Source organism: Plantactinospora solaniradicis (assembly GCF_042658085.1).
GTDB classification, from domain to species: domain Bacteria; phylum Actinomycetota; class Actinomycetes; order Mycobacteriales; family Micromonosporaceae; genus Plantactinospora; species Plantactinospora solaniradicis.
On sequence record NZ_JBHSPR010000039.1, the window covers coordinates 94,518 to 111,671 of the forward strand.

The window sequence follows — 17,154 nt, forward strand, 5'->3', positions numbered from 1 at the left end:
TCGATTCCGACTGGAAGCTTACTGTCGCTGTGGGATGAGGTTGAACGAGGCGAGTAGCCACAGCAGCGGTTCGGTGACCCGGAACGGACGGATTCCGTCCTCACTGATGAGGCCCACTGAATAGCGGGGCGGCGCGCCCAGCGCCGAGACGGCGAAGTATCGGAAGTTGGCGAAGTTGTGGCGCAGTCGCGCATCGATGTCGCCTGCGTCCCAGTCAAGGAGGAGAGCCTGCACCGCGTCGTGGGTGGCCAGACCAGCGGTCTCGTCGTAGCCGTCGACAGGTGGTGGTGGACGCAGCAGCGGGTGTGCCATTCCCAACGCCGTGAAGAGCACGTCGAACTTGGACACCACGACCGCGACCGGGAGCGGAATCCCGCGATCTCCGGCGATCCCGCGGGTGGCTCGCAGGTATTCGGAGATTCTCGTGATGATCGCCCCGTTCGAGCCGGAACGGATAATCCCTTGCACGGGGAGGTGCGCCTGCCTGGCGACCTCCTCGATCAGAAACGGATCGAGGACCAGGATGATCGCGTCCGTGCCGTCGAGATACTGCAGCTCCTGAGTGTCTTCCCGGGTCCGCAGGTCCTCCCCTGCCGTGTCGTAAAGTGCCAGATGTGTGGCCCGGTACCGCCGCAACATGCCAGCCTTTTTGTAGGCTTGTCGCCATTCGATGACCACGGGCTGGCGACGGCCGTCCCGCGCGGCCGCAGTCTGCGAGAGGAGCTGGCCCTCTCGGACCAATCGGTCCACCCCGTCGGTCAACTGTCGCTGCCGCGCCTCGTCATCGCCGAGGCTGACGTCGACGTCGAACCAGATCCGTGCGTTGTTCAGCAACTCCTGCATGAGCACCTGCAGATAGACCGTCTTGCCGCTTGCCACCTCTCCGACGAGAGTGATGGAGCGGGTCGGCGCCGTGCTGAAACCAGAGGTCACCGGGGTGTGGCAGTACGGGCAGACCCGAACGCCGGTGACACCGCCACAGTTAGGGCAGGCGGCTTGTTGCGGCCAGCTCCCCCATCCGCGCCACGGGAACGAGGGATAGCTGGGCTCTGCCCACCCGGTCTCGCGCATGCGGCTCGGATCGGGCGCGCGGCGGCAACCTCCACGTCCGGGCGTGCCGCGACCCACACACTGGTACCAGAGACGATTCCGATTGATCTGGTGGTTGCAGTGCGGGCACTGCGTCGCGTTCATCAGCCCATCCCACAGGCGCGCGACGTCATTCGGACTCCTCCCGGCCGTTCGGTACCGCGAGCTGCTCCACGATCTGGACCGCGATCTGATGGGCATCCTTCATGCGACTGCTCTCGATCTCGATCTCACGTTCCCCATGCCGGATTCGGATCCTGGTGGCCCGGGTCCTGGCCGTCAGCCAGATACCGATCGTCGCGGCCACGGCGGTGACGATCGCGTCGTGGTTGGCGATCACTTCGAGCGCGTCTGTCACCGCGCCCATCTCGCCGGGCTTGGCCTTTGTGACCACCGGCCGGATTCTCACACCGCGAAGGTCAGGCTCGCGCCGCAACCAGTCCTCCAACGCGCGCGACGCTTCCATCCGGTCGGCCGACATAACCGAGAGCAGCATCGAGCTACCCTATTTCGGTGCCCGTCGGATCCGCTAGCACCACTCGGCCCATTCTGAGTTGTCGATTATTGGGATACCTGGACCGCAGATGCTGACTGTTGACCCGGCCCGCTACGCGCGTGAGGTCATCATTCCGCTTCGCGGCTCCCAAGGCCCCTTTCCCGATGACCTCCTGCGGCAGTACGCGATCGATCCCGCCATGACGCCCGCTGACCTACACACCCATCTCGCCTGGTTGCGGGACTTCTGGAAGCGTGCCGTAACCCGCCAGGGTCCCAACGCGCCGGTGTACCGGCGGCTGTTGGCGCTCGACGCCGAGCTGCAGCGGACAGCCGGAACGGCCATGCACGACCCGGTGTGGTGGCGCGACGAGTCGGCGCGGCAGGACCGCCTCAGGCTGGACGTGGTCCGGGCGCTCACCCAGGACCTCCGGAAGGCGTTCGGCACTCAGGTGCTGAGCCGGGCGCAGGAAAAGGATCTCCGACGGCACTACGCGCAACTGCCAACACGGATCCTGGATGACGCAGCTGTCGAGGCAGGTCTGCGGTGGACCGGCGCCGCGAACGTGGCGGAACCCACATCGGTAGCCGCCGCCGTAGCGGAGGCGAGCCTGGCCGCTGGCGACGCAACCGCCGCCGGCCCGCGCGAGGCGCCCCCGCAGCCATCGCAACGCCCGTCGGTGCCGGCGGCGGACCGTCCTCCGCGCGCCGGACGCCTGCCCGTCATGGCGGAGTCCTCGGTCGTGCTGCTCGGCGCCGCGCAGTTCGAGGACGACAACTACCCGCCGCTGCCGTCGGTGCGAAATAACCTGACGGACCTCGCGTCCCGGCTCGCCGACCCTGAACACGGAGGCTTCGACCCCGCACGGGTCCACACGTTCCACGACCCGGGCCCGGCCATAGCCGGCGCCCTGGCTCAGATCGCCGAGGAAACCACCGACACCCTCGTCTTCTACTACGCCGGGCACGGTGTCGTGCCGAGCGACGGAAACCTGCACCTCGTCCTGCACAACACCCGCAGTCGCCACGAGATCTTCACCTCGCTGCCATACGACCAGGTCCGCCGGGCGATGCTCAACAGCCCGGCGGTGAACCGGCTCGTCATCCTCGACTGCTGCTTTTCCGGCCGGGCGATCGAGTGGATGGCGGGGGGCGGACTGGTCAGCGGTCAACTGGACGTCGCCGGTGCCTACACGCTCACCGCCACGTCCGCGACCAGGCCCGCACACGCTGCGGAGGGCTCCCGAAACTCGTCGTTCACCGCCGCGCTGTTGCAGGTCCTGGCCGAGGGAACCCCGGACAGCGACAGGCTGATCCAGGTCAACGAGTTGTACCCGCATCTGCTTCGGCGACTTCGTAGTCACGGGATGCCGGCGCCCTCGCATCAGGGCACCAACAGCATCGGGAATCTCGCGCTGGTCCGGAACCCAATGTGGGGATCGGATGGGAGAATCGCCGAGACGGCCATTTGACCGAGCAGGCTAGTGGCCGGCGGGCGCGGCGGTCCCGGAGACCGTGACCGTGACCCGGCCGTCGGCGAGCCGGTAGAACATCCCGACGACGTCGCACCGGCCGGCGGCCACCGCCTCGGCGAGTTCGGTGCCCGGAGACGTGATCGTGCCGATGGTGTGTTGGATGTGGACGCCGGCAACGCCCGCGTCGTCGGTGATCTGGCGGGAGTGCGCGTCCTCGATGCTGGGGACGACCCGGTCGACGATGGCGCCCAGGCCACGGCCGGGCAGCCGGGTGCCGCTCAGCGCCGCGTGGGTGGCCTGGATGGCGCCGCAGGAGTCGTGGCCGAGGACGACGACCAGCGGCGCGCCCAGAACCACGACGCCGTACTCGATGCTGGCGGTCACCTCGGCACCGACGATGTGCCCTGCGGTCCGCACCACGAACAGGTCGCCCAGGCCCCGGTCGAAGATGATCTCAGCGGCGAGTCGGGAGTCGGAACAGCCGAACACGACGGCGAACGGCCGTTGCGCGGCGGCCACCACCGACCGGTGCTCGGCATCCTGGTGCGGATGGATCCGGGTACCGGTGACGAACCGCTCGTTGCCGGCCAGCAGCTCGTCGAGTGCCTCGGCCGGCCCGGCCGGTCGGTGTTCCAGGTATGCCATGACGTCCCTTTCGACGGTGCCAACCCAGCTGGTGAGCAAAGGTCGACGCCTTCGGCGACCTGATGCGTAACGATCAGATACCACGGATCGTCCCCGCCGGTCAGCCGAAACCAACCCGACCGTGAGCGACGGAACACCGAAACCACGCGGTGCCGCCGGCACCGCGTGGCGGGTGTACACACCGCAGGCTACGGCGTCGGTCGAGCTCCCGGCCGGTTGCGACACGGCCGGAGCGGATCAATAGGGTGGCAGCGTGACCTACGTTGCCGCGGACGACCGCTACGACTCGATGAACTACCGCCGGGCCGGCCGCAGCGGCCTCCGGCTGCCCGCGATCTCGCTCGGCCTCTGGCACAACTTCGGTGAGGAACGCCCGTGGCAGCAGCAGCGGCAGATCTGCCGCCGGGCGTTCGACCTCGGGGTGACGCACTTCGACCTGGCCAACAACTACGGACCGCCGCCCGGTTCGGCCGAGCGGAACTTCGGCCAGGTGCTGGCCGCCGACTTCGCGCCCTACCGCGACGAAATGATCATCTCCACCAAGGCCGGCTACCACATGTGGCCCGGCCCCTACGGCGAGTGGGGTTCCCGGAAGTACCTCGTCTCGTCGCTGGACCAGTCGCTCCGCCGGATGGGACTCGACTACGTCGACATCTTCTACCACCACCGGCCCGACCCGGACACGCCGCTGGAGGAGACGATGACGGCACTGGACGCCGTCGTCCGCGCCGGCAAGGCCCTGTACGTCGGGTTGTCCAACTACGACTCGGTCCAGACCGAGCGGGCCGCCGCGATCCTGGCCGAACTCGGCACGCCGCTGCTGATCCACCAGCCGTCGTACTCGATGATCAACCGGTGGATCGAGCGGGACGGGCTGCTGGACACCCTGGAACAGGCGGGCGCCGGCTGCATCGCGTACAGCCCGCTGGCCCAGGGCCTGCTGACCGACCGCTACCTGGACGGCATCCCGGCCGACTCCCGGGTCCGCACCAGCGTCTTCCTCGACGAGAGTGACCTCGACGAGACGACCATGACGACCGTCCGCGCGCTGAACGGGATCGCCGCCCGGCGGGGACAGTCGCTGGCCCAACTGGCCCTGGCCTGGGCCCTGCGGGACAACCGGATGACCAGCCTCATCATCGGTGCGAGCAGTGTGGCCCAACTCGAGGCGAACGTGGCGGCGCTGGACAACCTCGAACTGACCGACGCCGAACTCACCGAGATCGAGGGCCACCTGACCGGCGCCTGAGCGTCGGGAGCCAGCTGGGCGCGTGCGCGTGAACCTGGCCGGGACGGGAACGCCGATCGGGCGTCCGTCCCGGCCAACCGGTTCGATCAGCGCTGAGCCTCCGGGCGGGGCGACAACGCCGGGCGGCCAGGACTTTGCGGCCCGGCCACCCCCGGGCCGGCCTCGCGGGCGATCCGGTCCATGGTCCGGGCCAGATGCTCACTGCCGTCGTCCAGGTGCCGGGCAGCCGCCTGCATGTGCGAGATCATCATCTCGCCGAAAATCTTCAACGCCTCCCGGGTCGCGACCGTGTCGTCGAAGTTCGACCCGGCCGACGCGCGGTAGTCCTGTACCGCCTTCTCCGCCTCGTTGCGGGCGTCCTCGGCGGCCGCCCGCAGATAGTTCTCGTACTGCACCCTGGCGTACTCGGCGACCCGGCGGGCGTAGTCGTGCGCCTGGGCGATGATCTGCTCCGCCTCCCGCTGCGCCGCCGACAGCAGGTTGACCTCCTTCGCCCCCGGCAACTGCGGCCGGCTGCTGGCACTCGGCAACACCCCGTGCCGATGCAGCTCCACATGGTCGTGCAACCGCTGGTTCTCGGCCCGCAGGTCGGCAACCTGCGTCGCCAACAGGTCGAACTCGTCGGCCACCTGATGACGGAACCGGTCGACGTCCCGGTCGTCGTAGCCCCGACGGGTGAACGCGGACGTCGCGAACTCCCACCGACGGACCCGGTCGGCGGTGAGCCGGACCCGCTGCCCCGAACCGGTCACCGCCGTGGCGCGGTTGTACTCGCTGATCGGGCTGGCGCTCACTGCGTACCTCCATCTGCCGCCCTCTGCTCCTGCACGTCACCGACCCGCCGTCCGGGCGAGTACCACTGCCCGCCCAACGCCTCGTAGTGCAGCTGCCCGGTGTGGTAACCGGCCTGGGTCAGCCCGCTGACCGCGCTCGACACCATCAGGTCCGAACCGCAGACGAAAACGTGCCGGCCACGCCAGTCGCCGTCGGCGAGCGCGCGGTCGACCACCGATACGAACTCGCCGGGACGCGACGGGTCGGCATTGACCACGTACGTCACTCGCAACCATGGGTACGACGCCACCAACTTCTCGATCGCGTCGACGTCGTAGAACTCGGTCCGCGACCGGGCACCGACGTACACGTCGACCCGCCGCCCACCGCCCTCCGCCGCCACCTGCTCCACCAGCGCCTTCAACGGCCCCCAACCGGTGCCACCGGCGAGCAGCAACAGGTCGCCGGCCCCGACCTGGCGGGACGTCAGCCGCTCCCCCAGCGGGGCCGCCAGATGCAGCTGGTCCCCGACACTCGTGCCGTAGACCAACCGGGAACTCACCGCGCCTCCCGGAACGGCCCGAACATGCAACTCGATCGTGCCGTCACTGCGCGGAGCGTTCGCCGGCGAGTAGTACCGCCAGGCCCGGGTCGCCGGACTCGACACCCCGATCGACTGGCCCGGCTCGAACGGCAGCAGGTACTGCGGGCGCAGGGTCAGCACCGCGATGTCGAAGGTACGGGGTTCGTGCGCGACGACCTCGCCGACCCACCACGGCGGGCTGACGTTCTCGGCCGCCGCGGCACCGTCGGACATCACCTTCGCGACCAGCCCGTACGCCGCTGTCCAGTCCTGGGCCAGGTCCTCGGTCCAGTGCTCGCCGAGGAAGTGCGCCAGGGTGGCCAGCAACGCCTCGCCGACCGCCGGATAGTGCTCCGCCCGGACCGCGAACTTGCGGTGGTCGGCGCCGAGCGACTGGAGGAACCCGACCAGCTGGTCCACCTGGTCCACATTGGAGACGACATGCCCGAGCGCGGTGACCAACCGGTCCCGCTGACCCGCCATGTTCGTCGGGAACATCTGCCGGACTTCGGGGTGGGCGAGGAAAAGGGTCGAGTAGAAGTAGAGCGGCACCTGATCGCCGTGCCCGGCGACCAGGTGCCAGCTCTGCTTGAGACGGGCTACGTCCACGGTCAAACGCCCGCCGAGGTACCGCTCGACACCACCTGGTCACGGACCGAAACCAGGGTTGCCCGCACGTCGTCGAGAATGTCCGCCGGCACGCCGAGCTCGGTCAGCGTGTCGATCAGATGCGCGCCGACCCGGGCGTAGTGCTCGTCCGGAATGTCCAGCGGCTGGTGCGCCTCGGCCAGACCTCGGCCGGCGTAGTTGTTCGGACCGCCGAGCACCACCGTCAGCATCAACACCAGATGCCGCCGCTGCTCCTCCATGTTGATGGCGGTGAAGTACGGGGCCAGCTCGGCGTCGGCGAGCACCCGGTCGTAGAACAGCCCAACCGCGGCCTTCACCGACTCCGCCCCGCCGATCCGCTCGTAGTGCGAGGGGCGGGCAGCCGTTCCGTTGCTGGGAGTGTTGGCGCCGGCCGAGGGAGATGACACGGCGCTGTCTTCTGGTTCCGTCACGGTCTTCCTTCCAGCGCGAGAGGGGTCGCGCGGCGTTGAGGGGCGTGGCACAGGTTGCCGACCCGGGGGGCGGATCGCCGACGAGCGGCACTGCGTGGGGACACTACCGCGCCCACCCGTTCTGTGTCATCCGACCCGAAACGGTGTCTTCCGTACACAGCCAATTCGCTATTCATCGATGCCGTTCGACCGGGCGGTCATCATCCCCATGGGATCGGAATCCCGCAAATCACAGGGGCCGCACCGACAATTCACCCAGCCAGCGCATCCCGGACGCCCGGCTCGGGCGGACCGAGAAACACCGGGTCGCGCCCAATCAACACGTCGTACGCCGCCTTCACCGCCGCGAAGTTCTCCCGAAATCCACCCCAGTTCCAGGCCCGCTCGAACCGGCGCACCGAATCGTCCCCGACTCCCACCGCGTCCAGACCGACCCGCCGGCACACCGTCACTGCCCGCGCGATATGGAAGCTCTGCGTGACCACAATGGTCCGATCGACACCGAATATTCGACGAGCCCGCAGACAGGAGTCGTAGGTGTCGAAACCCGCGTGGTCCTCGACCACCTGCCGGGCCGGCACACCCCGGTCGACCAACCAGCGGCGCATCGCCCCCGGCTCGTCGTACTCCCACCGGCCGTGGTCCCCGGACACCAGGATCGCCCGCACCTTGCCGGCATCCAGCAACTCCTTGGCCAACCCCAACCGGGCCGCCAGAAACGCCGACGGCGTGCCGTCCGGATTCACCTGGGCACCCAGCACCAGCGCGACCGGTGCCGCCGGCACCCCGGCCAGATCGTAGACGTGGTCCTCCGCCGACTGGCGAATCCAGAGCACACTGCCGACCACCGAAACCGGCAGCAGGAGCGCCACGGCCAACACCCCGAAAATCAGCCGACGCCACCAACGGCGCCGGCCACCGGGACGGACAATCGGGATGGGACCGGACGACTCCGGCGGACCAGCTGGCATACCACCCATTATGCGACGACGATCATGACGGCTCGGACGCCCGGCCGCAGCAGGTCCCCGCCGCCGCGCTCCCCGGGCGACAGCGCGAACCGCCTCAGCCCGCCCGGCGACGCGCCCGCCGGGCCGCCAACTCGTCACCCGCATCCGCCGCCACCGGCTCCGCGGACGTACCAACCGGCGTCGGCTCCCCCGCCGGCTCGGCCGGCAGATGCGACAGCGACCCCTGGATCTCCTTGAACGCACCACCGATGGCGATCCCGAACACGCCCTGCCCACCCTGCAACAGGTCGACGACCTCCTCCGGAGACCGACACTCGTAGACAGTCGTACCGTCCGAGATCAACGTGATACCGGCCAGATCCGCCACCCCGCGCGACCGCAGCGTCTCGATGGCCCGCCGGATGTTCTGCAGCGACACCCCCGCGTCGAGCAGCCGCTTCACCACCTTGAGCACGACCAGGTCCCGGAACGAGTAGAGCCGCTGCGTACCCGAACCCGAAGCGTCCCGCACACTCGGCACCACCAGCGCCGTACGCGCCCAGTAATCCAACTGCCGATAGCTGATGCCGACGGCCGAACACGCCGTCACACCCCGGTAACCGACCGCGCCGTCCTCGATCGCGGAATCGTCGACCGGGTGATCCTCCGCGACCCGACCATGTCCTTCGACGTGACGCTGGTCCTCACCGCGCCGGTAACCAGATGTCCCCGGATCAGGGTCCTGTGGCTCATGCATCGGACAACCTCCCCGCCCGTGCGGTGACACGTCGTTTCCGGGACGTGCACCCCTCGACAGGCCCAACCCTATAGCCCGGCTGAAGGCTTACCTCGCAGGATTTGCCGCGACACGCCGCACCTCGACGATCACCCCACGCGTACCCGGACGAACCAGAAGTCACCGCGGCCCGACAACACCCCGGCCCCGCGCGGACCGGCGCTCAGCCGGCGAAGTCCTCCGGGCGGACCTGCTCCAGGAACTCCCGGAACTTCTCCACCTCGTCCTCCTGCTCGTCCGGAATGATGATGCCCGCCTCGGACAACACCTGCTCCGCACAGCGGATCGGCGCACCGACCCGCAACGCCAGGGCGATCGAATCACTCGGCCGGGCCGACACCCGCAGACCGTCGCCGATCAGCAGATCGGCATAGAAGACGTTCTCCTTCAGCTCGACAATCTCCACCGCGCGCAACGGCGCCTCCAACGCGGCGAGAATGTCCCGAAGCAGATCGTGGGTCAGTGGACGGGCCGGTTTGACCCCCTGCTGCTCGTAGGCGATCGCGGTGGCTTCGACCGCACCGATCCAGATCGGCAGGTAACGGTCGCCCTCGACCTCTCTGAGCAAAACGATCGGCTGGTTGGTGGGCAGTTCCACCCGAACCCCGACCACGCTCAGCTCGCGCACCGCCGCCTCCGTGTCGCTGTCGTCGTCCCCACCACCGTCCTGCGGCGGCGATGCTACCCGCCGCCGGAGCCGGCATTCCCCTTCCCTGCACGGTACACGGGCCGGGATACCGCCGCCCCACGCGCGCCGCCCGCACCCGCCGCACCCGAGCCGGTTACCCCGGGAAGCCTACGCCACGCCCGCCGACACAGATCTTTCCTGCTGGCCGAGTGCGCGAGCACACACGCCCCGCCCCGGCAAAGGGTGCCGACGGTCCCGCCACACACGCGACCGACGGCACCGTCCAGGAGCGCCGTCAGCGCCCCAGCGTCCCCCGCAACCCGACCCGGACCAACGCGGCGTGCAACCGCTGCGACAGCCCCACCAACTCCCGCGCCGCCTCGGCCGCCCGGGCCCGGGCGGCCGGATCCGACTGCCGCGCCAACGGCGCCACCAACTGGGCGAACAACCCCACCTCACGGTCCGCCGCCGTCCGGTAACCACGCAGATGGCGCGGCTCCAGACCATAGGCGGCCAGACCCGCGACCGCCTGCGTGATCACCAGCGCATCCGCGTCGTACCACCCCGGCGGCTGGGACACCACCAGACCCATCCGCTCCAGCTCGGTCAGCATCGTCTCGTCGATCCCACTACGGGACAGCAACTCGGTCCGCCCCAGCCGGGACTCCGCCGACTCACCCGGCACACCGGCACCGACCTCCCGGCCCGGCACCTCACCGTCCGGCCCGACCGCCACCAGCGACGGCCTCGGCCGCTCCGAGCCCGGCAGCCCCTCCTGAGCCGCCTCCGCGAGCTGCTCACGGATCACCCGCAACGGCAGGTACTGATCCCGCTGCGCGGTCAGGACGAACCGCAACCGCGCCACGTCGTCCCAGCTGTACTTGCGGTAACCCGCCGGCGTGCGTTGCGGCTCGACCAGACCCTCGGACTCAAGAAAGCGCAGCTTGGAAATCGTCGTGTCGGGAAACTCCACCCGTAGCTGCGCCAGCACCTCGCCGATACTCATCAAGGGCTGGCCTCGAGCGACCGCCCCCGGATCGGGAACAGCCGCCGCCGCGCGCTCGTTCACCCCCGGATGGCCCCCTCCTCCGGACGCGGACCGGCGATGAAGACCAGTCGGAACTTGCCGACCTGCACCTCGTCGCCGTTGCTCAGCGTCGCCGCCTCGACCCGCTCCCGATTGACGTACGTCCCGTTCAAACTGCCCACGTCGCGGACGGTGAACGTGCCACTGTCCCGGTGGAACTCAGCGTGCCGTCGCGACACGGTGACGTCGTCGAGGAAGATGTCGCTGTCGGGATGCCGACCGCTCGTGGTCACATCGTGGTCCAGGAGGAACCGGGCACCGGCATTCGGGCCACGTCGCACCACGAGAAGCGCCATGCCCGGAGGCAGCGAACCCGACATGCGGCTTGGAACGACGTCGGTCTCTGGCCCCTCCAACATCTCGTCGAGAGAACCAAGGTTGAGCGTCGATGTGACGTCGAGTGGGGGAAACTCGTCGTCTGGGCGCGTCATTGGGACCACCTCACGGATCTGTTCGGTCGGCGTCGGGGTTGACGGGTCTGGCCGCCGGGCGTTGTCGAGGCCCAGCGGCTGGCTCCCCCGTGCCCGGGAAGGCATTTCCGCAACGCGCAACTATTGGTTCTCGGTCGACTGGGCGAGCCTAGCCAGCGCCGAAATACAGGGCAACCAGACGCGCGGACAGAACCCCGCGCTGGCGTCACCGCGATCAGCTCTCGGTCAAGTCCCGGTAAGCCTCGGCGGTCAGCAATTCGGCCAGCGCCGCCGGATCGCTCGGCGCGATCTGAACCAGCCAACCCGAACCGTACGGGTCGGTGTTGATCACCTCAGGGGTGTCGGCGAGCTGCTCGTTGCGCGCCACCACGGTACCGGTCACCGGGGCGTAGATCTCGGAGACACTCTTGGTCGACTCCACCTCACCGAACGAGTCGCCGGCCTGCACCGCCGCACCCTCGTCGGGAAGCTGGACGTACACGATGTCACCCAACGCGTCCTGCGCGAAATGGGTGATGCCCACCCGCACCGGTCCGCTGCCGTCGCCCGCCACCCACTCGTGCTCGGCGGTGTATCGCAGGTCCTCAGGAATCACCAGACGCGTCCTTCTCCGTCGCACCAATCAACACCGGGACCGGCAGTCGCCGGCCCCGGCCGCGCCGGTCAGGAAACCGGACGCGCGTGTTGCAGATCCTTGGGCGGGCTGAGGGCCGTCACGTCGACCACCTCCCGTTCCTGGATCGCCACGTTACCGCCGTCGCCACTGACCGATGCCACCACCCCGCCCGGGATGTTCAACGCGGTCTGCATCGTCTTCGGATCACCTATGACCATGATCATGTAGGGGCCCGTCAGCCGGCGTCCACTTACTGAGATTCCGCCGCTCGCGTCGAGGAAGTACGTCGATGCGACGATCCGTACCGTCGCGCCGTCACCCCCGGCGATCTGCATCGCCTCCGCGCCCGCACCCCGCAGCTCCTGCACCGCGTCGAGCACCCGGGACGCCGCGATCGGCTTGGTCACCGGCATGAAGCTGACCGTCAACCCGGGACCCCGCGCCGCCAACGTCCCCGCCAGCACGCCCAGCTCGTCCGCCCTCCGGGTCGCCTCGTCCAACGCGGCCTGACGCCCCTGCGCACCCGAATTCAACTGCCGCTGGCTCTCCTCCAGCCCCGCGATGTCCTGCTGGACCCGTTCCTCCTGCGCATCCAGATCCGACAGGATCCGCACCAGGTCCTCCTGGCGGGCGCTCTCCAACGACGCGTCGGTCGAGTTCGACTTCAACTGCACCACCAGGCTGAAACCCAACAGCGCCAGCAGCACCGCGATCATCACGTTGGCCGTGGTCAGCCGCGGCAGAACCCGACGGAACGGCGACCCCACCGGCGCCGCCGCCCGCTCCGACGGCAGCCGCACCGTCTCGTCGTCGGTCGGCAGCCGCACCGTCTCGTGCTCCGACGGCAGCGGCACCGTGGGACCGTCACCGGAATCCGCCGAACCGCTACCCACGCCGCCATCGCCAGGGCGGCCGCCCTCGACGACCGGTGGATCGGCCGCACCGGAGTCACCCGCCGCCGCCCGGAAACCCTCCGGACCACCCTCCGGTCCGTCTCCGGCATCCGAACCGAGCGGGGTACCCGCCGACGCCGGCCCACGCTCGGCACCGTCCGGCGCCCCCGGACCCCCGCCGTTCTCCTTCTCCGACTCAGCCATCGCCACGAACCTACGCCCGGAACAGGTGCCGGCGAATAGCCGCCACGTTGCCGAAGATCCTGACGCCGAGCACGACCACGACACCCGTGGACAACTGCCCACCCACACCCAACTGGTCACCGAGATAGACGATGATGCCCGCGACCAGCACGTTCGAGATGAACGAGATCACGAACTGCTTGTCGTCGAAGATGCCGTCAAGCTTGGCCCGCACCCCGCCGAACACCGCGTCCAGCGCCGCGACCACGGCGATCGGCAGGTACGGCAACAGCGCCGAGGGCACCGTCGGATCCAACCAGACGCCGAGGAGCACCCCGGCGAACAACGCGAGCACAGCGATCATCGGCCACCTCCAAGCGGACTGGGGGACGCCCCCGACCCCGCCGACGACCCGGACCCCGACGACGTCGGAGTGGGCCTGGGCGAGGGTTTGGCATAACGCAACTGCGGTTCGGTCGCCGCCGGCAGAGTGAGATCGTCCACACCCCGGAAGTCGAACGACATCCCGTGCTCCTCGGCGACGCTGTCCAACAACCGCGCCGCGGCGCTGTCCCGGAACCGCCGCTCCAACTGCCGGGGACCGATCGCGGACACCTCGTACGGGCCGATCACCGGCTTGAAGTCGACCAGGATCGCGCCACCGGCCGCCCGGATCGTCGAGGTGGCCGTCAGCCGCTGCCCGTTGATCGAGATCGCCTCCGCCCCACCGCTCCACAGCGCGTTCGCGACGTCCTGCAGATCCCGGTCCAGCACCCGGCCGAGATTGGTCCCGCCGGCCCCGGTGACCGCGTCCGCCTTGGTCGGCGCATCGGCGACCCGGACCACGACCCCGTCACCACGGACCCGACCCAGACCCGTCGACGCCTCCAGGTTCCGCAGGTTGGCGGCCACGCTTCCGGACAACGCCGCGTCCCGCTGCCGGGCGACCTCGTCCCGCAACCGGTCGGACTCGGCCGTCAACCGCGCGTTGTCGGCCTCCCGCTGCTTGATCTGCGCCACCAGGCCCGCCCGGGCCTCGCTCCGGCTCGGCTCCGCCGCCATCGTCTGGCGATAGGCCACCGCCAGCAGAAAGCCCAGCAGAACCAGGGTCACCACGCTCACCGTCCGAGGCGCCGACCGTCGCCAACCCGTGGGCGGAACGGCCCGTCGGCGCTGCTCGGCGGCGTCGGCGTACCCGGGATCGAGGGGGTTGCGGAACAGCTCGGTGAGGAAATCCGGCGCGTAGGCCCGCTTGCCGGGCTCGGTCATGCCACCTCCGCCCGGGAAGATCGGGCCGCCCTGATCAACCGGGCCGCCTGGATCAGGTACAGCGCACCCGCCAGCCAGTAGAGCGCCAGCCCCCACAGGGCGAGGCTCCACCCGATCGCCCCGGCGGCGGTGGCCGCACCGGCGGACGCGTCCGCGAGGAGCAGCGTCGGGAAGGCCGCCAACAGGACGAAGGTGGCCGTCTTGCCGAGATAGTGCACGGGCGGTGGGCGGTAACCGTACCGCCGGAGTACCGCGATGTTGACCGTCATCACGACGTCCCTGGCCAGCAACGCGACGGTGAACTGCCACGGCACCACGTCGCGGACCGTCAGCGCCACCAGCGTCGCCAGGATGTAGAGCCGGTCGGCGACCGGGTCGAGCAGCTCGCCGAGCCGGCTGACCTGGCGCAGGCGTCGGGCGACGTACCCGTCGACCCAGTCGCTCAGACCGCCGACCGCCAGCACGACGAGGGCGGCGACGTCCGCGTGGGTCACCAGGAACAGGTAGAGGAAGAGCGGCACCCCGAGCAGTCGGGTGAAGCTGATCAGATTGGGGACGGTGAGGATCCGCCCCGTGGTGCCGGCGGACTCGGCGGCGGCGCCACCGGTTGGCTGGGTATCACTCGCCCGCGCCGGCCGACGCGACACCGAACCTCCCTCCACGCCACGGTTCGGCGCCCCGCCGCCTGGACGGGTCCGCAGGACCGGTACGCGTTTCCGGCCGACCCCTCCCCCGGAATGCATGCCGCACCCCCGGTGATGCCGGCGCCTGACACAGCTCGGCCTTCGCTGACGCGAGTTCCGTTGCTGCTCAATTGCCGTGCCACTATATCCGGCCGAAATTCGGGCGGGCCGACCGTGCCCGGTGCGTTCGTGGTTTTGTTGTCGCGCAGGATGTGACGTGGGGCACGTCCCGCAAGGCATCCTAGGAAGCTAGAATGACGATTGTCGGCGCCGGTGGTCCGGCGGCACCGGCGCTCGGCTCGCACGGCTTTTTGAGGAAGCAGGATGCCCCGGCAGGTGGGGTCACCTGCCGGGGCATCCTGGACGCTGGTGGCCGCCACGCGCTCGTGGCGTCGACCGGTGCGGGCATTCCGCGCCGGGACGCGTGAGCCCGGGTACGGCCCGGTCAGCCGCTCAGACCCGCCCGGCCGAACAACGGGGCGTACCCGGACGGAAGCTGGGTCAGCACGTCATTGAGTTCCCCGCCGGAGACCGCCTCGGTCACGGTGCACAGGACCGCACTCGCGTCCCACTCGGCGGTGCGGGCCGTCGCACCGGCGCCGGTCGCCACCCGGCCCAGGAACTCCCGCGCCCCGAACCCGCCCGCTCCGCCCTGCCCGGCCGAGATCAGGGTCGCTGCCAGCGGCCCCGGCAACTGGGCGGCCAGGTCCTCGGCCTCGTCCGGATGCAACCGCTGGGCCAGGATCCCGAGCACCAGGTGGGTCACCCGTTCCGCCTCCGCCGCGTCGGCGTACTCGCCGCGCTCCCGTACCTTGGCGAGAAACTCGTCGTACCGCACTCCCCCACCCCCGTCCGGAACCAGACCGCCGAATACCGACCGCCGGCACGGTCTACCCACCGGTGCGGCGATGATGCGCGGGCGGTCCGGTCCGGAACGGGACCGGTCGGATCAGATCCCGGACGGGACCGGTCGGTCTCAGACCCGGGTGATCCGGACCGCGTCGGCGACGACGTACCCGGTGGCACCGCTCCACCGGCTCACCCCGACCACGTTCTTGTCGCCGGCGGTCAGGGTGAAGGTGCCCAGCGACCGCCACGCACCGCCGCCGGTGCTCTGGTCGACGACCACGGTCTGGTTGCCGCTCTTGGTCACCACGATGTACGGGGTGGCGGTGTTGTACCCGGCGATGCCCGGATACCACGCGTCGATCCGGTAGCTGCCCTCCGCCGGAATGTTCGCCTTGTAGTAGGCGACGTCACTGATCGCCTCCGGGTTGGCGTACCGGTAGTCGGCTCCGTAACGCTCGGCGGAGTAGCTGGAGGTGAGCCAGTTGGCGCTCGCGGTGAACCGGCCGCTGGTGGTGTTGTCGATGATGGTGCTGAAGGCGGGCGGCGGGGTGGTTCCGCCGCCCGCGAGCACCTCGGCGACGTCGGTACGCAGCTGCGGCAGCATGCCGTAGAGCACGTTCCCCGGGCAGGCGGTGGCGATGTAGTCGCGGTGCCCGTAGATCCGGGAGGCGCCGATGTCGTACTGCTCGCAGATGTACGCGCAGAACTGCACGAGCTTGTCGTACAGGGCGGCGGGCGGGGTGGCACTGGTGTAGGTGCCCTCGTTCTCGATTCCGATGCCCTTGTCGTTCTGACCGGGACAGTGCGCGCCGACGACCATCCCGCTGCCGGCGCGCAGCCGCGCCAGGCTGTTGTGCCGGCCTTCCATGATGTATCCGCCACGGCTGATCGTGAAGTGCTGCCCCGAGTCGGACCAGCCGTTCCCGTCCATGTGGAAGTTCTGGATGCTGCGGGCCATCGCGAACGCGGCCGCCTGGGTGTAGGTGGTGCTGTTCGCACCGGCGGTGTGGTGGATGACGATCTTGTCGGGCGACGAGGAGATCACGCTCAGCGAGCCTGGGGACCGCGCTCCCCAGGTGGCGCAGCTCGCGATGGTCGGGACGGGGACGGCCAGCACCGACGAGTCGTCGGGCGCCGCCAGCGCCGGTGGGGCGCCGGCGATCGACAGGCCGCCGGTGGCGGCACCGACGCCGAGGAACACTGCGCCGCGTACGACATCGCGGCGGGACAGGGGGTTGCCGGTCACGGGTGGACCTCCAGTAAACGGGGGTTGAAGGTTTCCTTGATAGCGCCGAGCAATGTTGAAGGAATTTTTACCAGACCATCGACGTGTGCCGCTAGAGGCCACAACGACACCCTTCCGCTATATCTGACTATCTCGATAGGTTGAGTAGGCAA

At 69.4% G+C, this 17,154-nt stretch carries 21 protein-coding genes; 3 read left to right on the plus strand and 18 right to left on the minus strand.

Translation table 11 applies throughout. The features are described from left to right. Window positions 1–18: 18 nt before the first annotated feature. Both ACFP2T_RS34130 and ACFP2T_RS34135 read right to left on the minus strand, forming a co-directional pair. Window positions 19–1,194: a hypothetical protein gene (locus ACFP2T_RS34130; RefSeq protein WP_377429139.1), complete on the minus strand. Its 1,176-nt coding sequence runs from the start codon at window positions 1,192–1,194 to the stop codon at window positions 19–21. 25 nt (window positions 1,195–1,219) lie between these two features. Then, on the minus strand, window positions 1,220–1,585 hold the full coding sequence (locus ACFP2T_RS34135) for an effector-associated constant component EACC1 (RefSeq protein WP_377429141.1): 366 nt from the start codon (window positions 1,583–1,585) through the stop codon (window positions 1,220–1,222). A gap of 88 nt (window positions 1,586–1,673) precedes the next feature. Here ACFP2T_RS34135 and ACFP2T_RS34140 point away from each other — a divergent pair, with 88 nt between their 5' ends. After that, entirely contained in the window at window positions 1,674–3,056 is a 1,383-nt protein-coding gene (locus ACFP2T_RS34140) for a caspase family protein (RefSeq protein WP_377429143.1), read from the plus strand. A 9-nt stretch (window positions 3,057–3,065) separates the two neighbouring features. Here the strand turns inward: ACFP2T_RS34140 and ACFP2T_RS34145 are convergent, their stop codons facing one another. After that, on the minus strand, window positions 3,066–3,704 hold the full coding sequence (locus ACFP2T_RS34145; RefSeq protein ID WP_377429144.1) for a carbonic anhydrase: 639 nt from the start codon (window positions 3,702–3,704) through the stop codon (window positions 3,066–3,068). Window positions 3,705–3,957: 253 nt separating this feature from the next. On the opposite strand from ACFP2T_RS34145, the gene mgrA reads away from it, so the two are divergent. Continuing rightward, window positions 3,958–4,953, plus strand: a complete 996-nt coding sequence (mgrA, locus tag ACFP2T_RS34150; RefSeq protein ID WP_377429146.1) for an L-glyceraldehyde 3-phosphate reductase — start codon at window positions 3,958–3,960, stop codon at window positions 4,951–4,953. A gap of 86 nt (window positions 4,954–5,039) precedes the next feature. On the opposite strand, the gene ACFP2T_RS34155 is transcribed toward mgrA, so the two are convergent. The 13 genes from ACFP2T_RS34155 to ACFP2T_RS34215 all read right to left on the minus strand — a co-directional run bounded on the left by ACFP2T_RS34155 (window position 5,040) and on the right by ACFP2T_RS34215 (window position 14,871). Next, window positions 5,040–5,747, minus strand: coding sequence for a DivIVA domain-containing protein (locus ACFP2T_RS34155; protein WP_377429147.1), 708 nt, complete (start codon window positions 5,745–5,747; stop codon window positions 5,040–5,042). Beyond that, window positions 5,744–6,919, minus strand: coding sequence for a globin domain-containing protein (locus tag ACFP2T_RS34160; RefSeq protein ID WP_377429149.1), 1,176 nt, complete (start codon window positions 6,917–6,919; stop codon window positions 5,744–5,746). Before ACFP2T_RS34160 ends, ACFP2T_RS34155 begins: the two co-directional genes overlap by 4 nt. A 2-nt stretch (window positions 6,920–6,921) precedes the next feature. Continuing rightward, a complete protein-coding gene (locus ACFP2T_RS34165) occupies window positions 6,922–7,371 on the minus strand; it encodes a group I truncated hemoglobin (protein WP_377429151.1) in 450 nt (149 codons plus the stop codon). A 251-nt stretch (window positions 7,372–7,622) separates the two neighbouring features. Further along, window positions 7,623–8,243, minus strand: a complete 621-nt coding sequence (locus ACFP2T_RS34170; RefSeq protein ID WP_377429153.1) for a SanA/YdcF family protein — start codon at window positions 8,241–8,243, stop codon at window positions 7,623–7,625. Between the two features lie 193 nt (window positions 8,244–8,436). Then, the gene (locus ACFP2T_RS34175) at window positions 8,437–9,078 is read right to left on the minus strand and encodes a MerR family transcriptional regulator (protein ID WP_377429155.1); all 642 of its coding nucleotides are present in this window, start codon (window positions 9,076–9,078) and stop codon (window positions 8,437–8,439) included. A gap of 202 nt (window positions 9,079–9,280) precedes the next feature. After that, window positions 9,281–9,745: a bifunctional nuclease family protein gene (locus ACFP2T_RS34180; protein WP_196202622.1), complete on the minus strand. Its 465-nt coding sequence runs from the start codon at window positions 9,743–9,745 to the stop codon at window positions 9,281–9,283. A 295-nt stretch (window positions 9,746–10,040) separates the two neighbouring features. Continuing rightward, complete coding sequence (gene ftsR / locus ACFP2T_RS34185; RefSeq protein WP_377429157.1) at window positions 10,041–10,814, minus strand: transcriptional regulator FtsR; 774 nt, start codon at window positions 10,812–10,814, stop codon at window positions 10,041–10,043. Further along, on the minus strand, window positions 10,811–11,263 hold the full coding sequence (gene odhI / locus ACFP2T_RS34190) for an oxoglutarate dehydrogenase inhibitor Odhl (protein WP_377429159.1): 453 nt from the start codon (window positions 11,261–11,263) through the stop codon (window positions 10,811–10,813). Before odhI ends, ftsR begins: the two co-directional genes overlap by 4 nt. A gap of 214 nt (window positions 11,264–11,477) precedes the next feature. Then, window positions 11,478–11,858, minus strand: a complete 381-nt coding sequence (gene gcvH, locus ACFP2T_RS34195; protein ID WP_377429161.1) for a glycine cleavage system protein GcvH — start codon at window positions 11,856–11,858, stop codon at window positions 11,478–11,480. A 68-nt stretch (window positions 11,859–11,926) separates the two neighbouring features. Next, entirely contained in the window at window positions 11,927–12,976 is a 1,050-nt protein-coding gene (locus ACFP2T_RS34200; protein ID WP_377429163.1) for a DUF881 domain-containing protein, read from the minus strand. Window positions 12,977–12,986: 10 nt separating this feature from the next. Then, window positions 12,987–13,319: a small basic family protein gene (locus ACFP2T_RS34205; protein WP_196202618.1), complete on the minus strand. Its 333-nt coding sequence runs from the start codon at window positions 13,317–13,319 to the stop codon at window positions 12,987–12,989. After that, on the minus strand, window positions 13,316–14,224 hold the full coding sequence (locus tag ACFP2T_RS34210; protein ID WP_377429165.1) for a DUF881 domain-containing protein: 909 nt from the start codon (window positions 14,222–14,224) through the stop codon (window positions 13,316–13,318). Before ACFP2T_RS34210 ends, ACFP2T_RS34205 begins: the two co-directional genes overlap by 4 nt. Then, on the minus strand, window positions 14,221–14,871 hold the full coding sequence (locus ACFP2T_RS34215; RefSeq protein ID WP_377429167.1) for a CDP-alcohol phosphatidyltransferase family protein: 651 nt from the start codon (window positions 14,869–14,871) through the stop codon (window positions 14,221–14,223). The genes ACFP2T_RS34210 and ACFP2T_RS34215 overlap by 4 nt, the downstream gene beginning before the upstream one ends. A gap of 290 nt (window positions 14,872–15,161) precedes the next feature. Here ACFP2T_RS34215 and ACFP2T_RS34220 point away from each other — a divergent pair, with 290 nt between their 5' ends. After that, window positions 15,162–15,335: a hypothetical protein gene (locus ACFP2T_RS34220; RefSeq protein ID WP_377429169.1), complete on the plus strand. Its 174-nt coding sequence runs from the start codon at window positions 15,162–15,164 to the stop codon at window positions 15,333–15,335. Between the two features lie 17 nt (window positions 15,336–15,352). On the opposite strand, the gene ACFP2T_RS34225 is transcribed toward ACFP2T_RS34220, so the two are convergent. Together ACFP2T_RS34225 and ACFP2T_RS34230 are read right to left on the minus strand one after the other, a co-directional pair. Next, entirely contained in the window at window positions 15,353–15,745 is a 393-nt protein-coding gene (locus ACFP2T_RS34225; protein ID WP_377429171.1) for a DUF2267 domain-containing protein, read from the minus strand. 138 nt (window positions 15,746–15,883) lie between these two features. Beyond that, window positions 15,884–17,002, minus strand: a complete 1,119-nt coding sequence (locus ACFP2T_RS34230; RefSeq protein ID WP_377429173.1) for a golvesin C-terminal-like domain-containing protein — start codon at window positions 17,000–17,002, stop codon at window positions 15,884–15,886. Window positions 17,003–17,154: the final 152 nt, after the last annotated feature.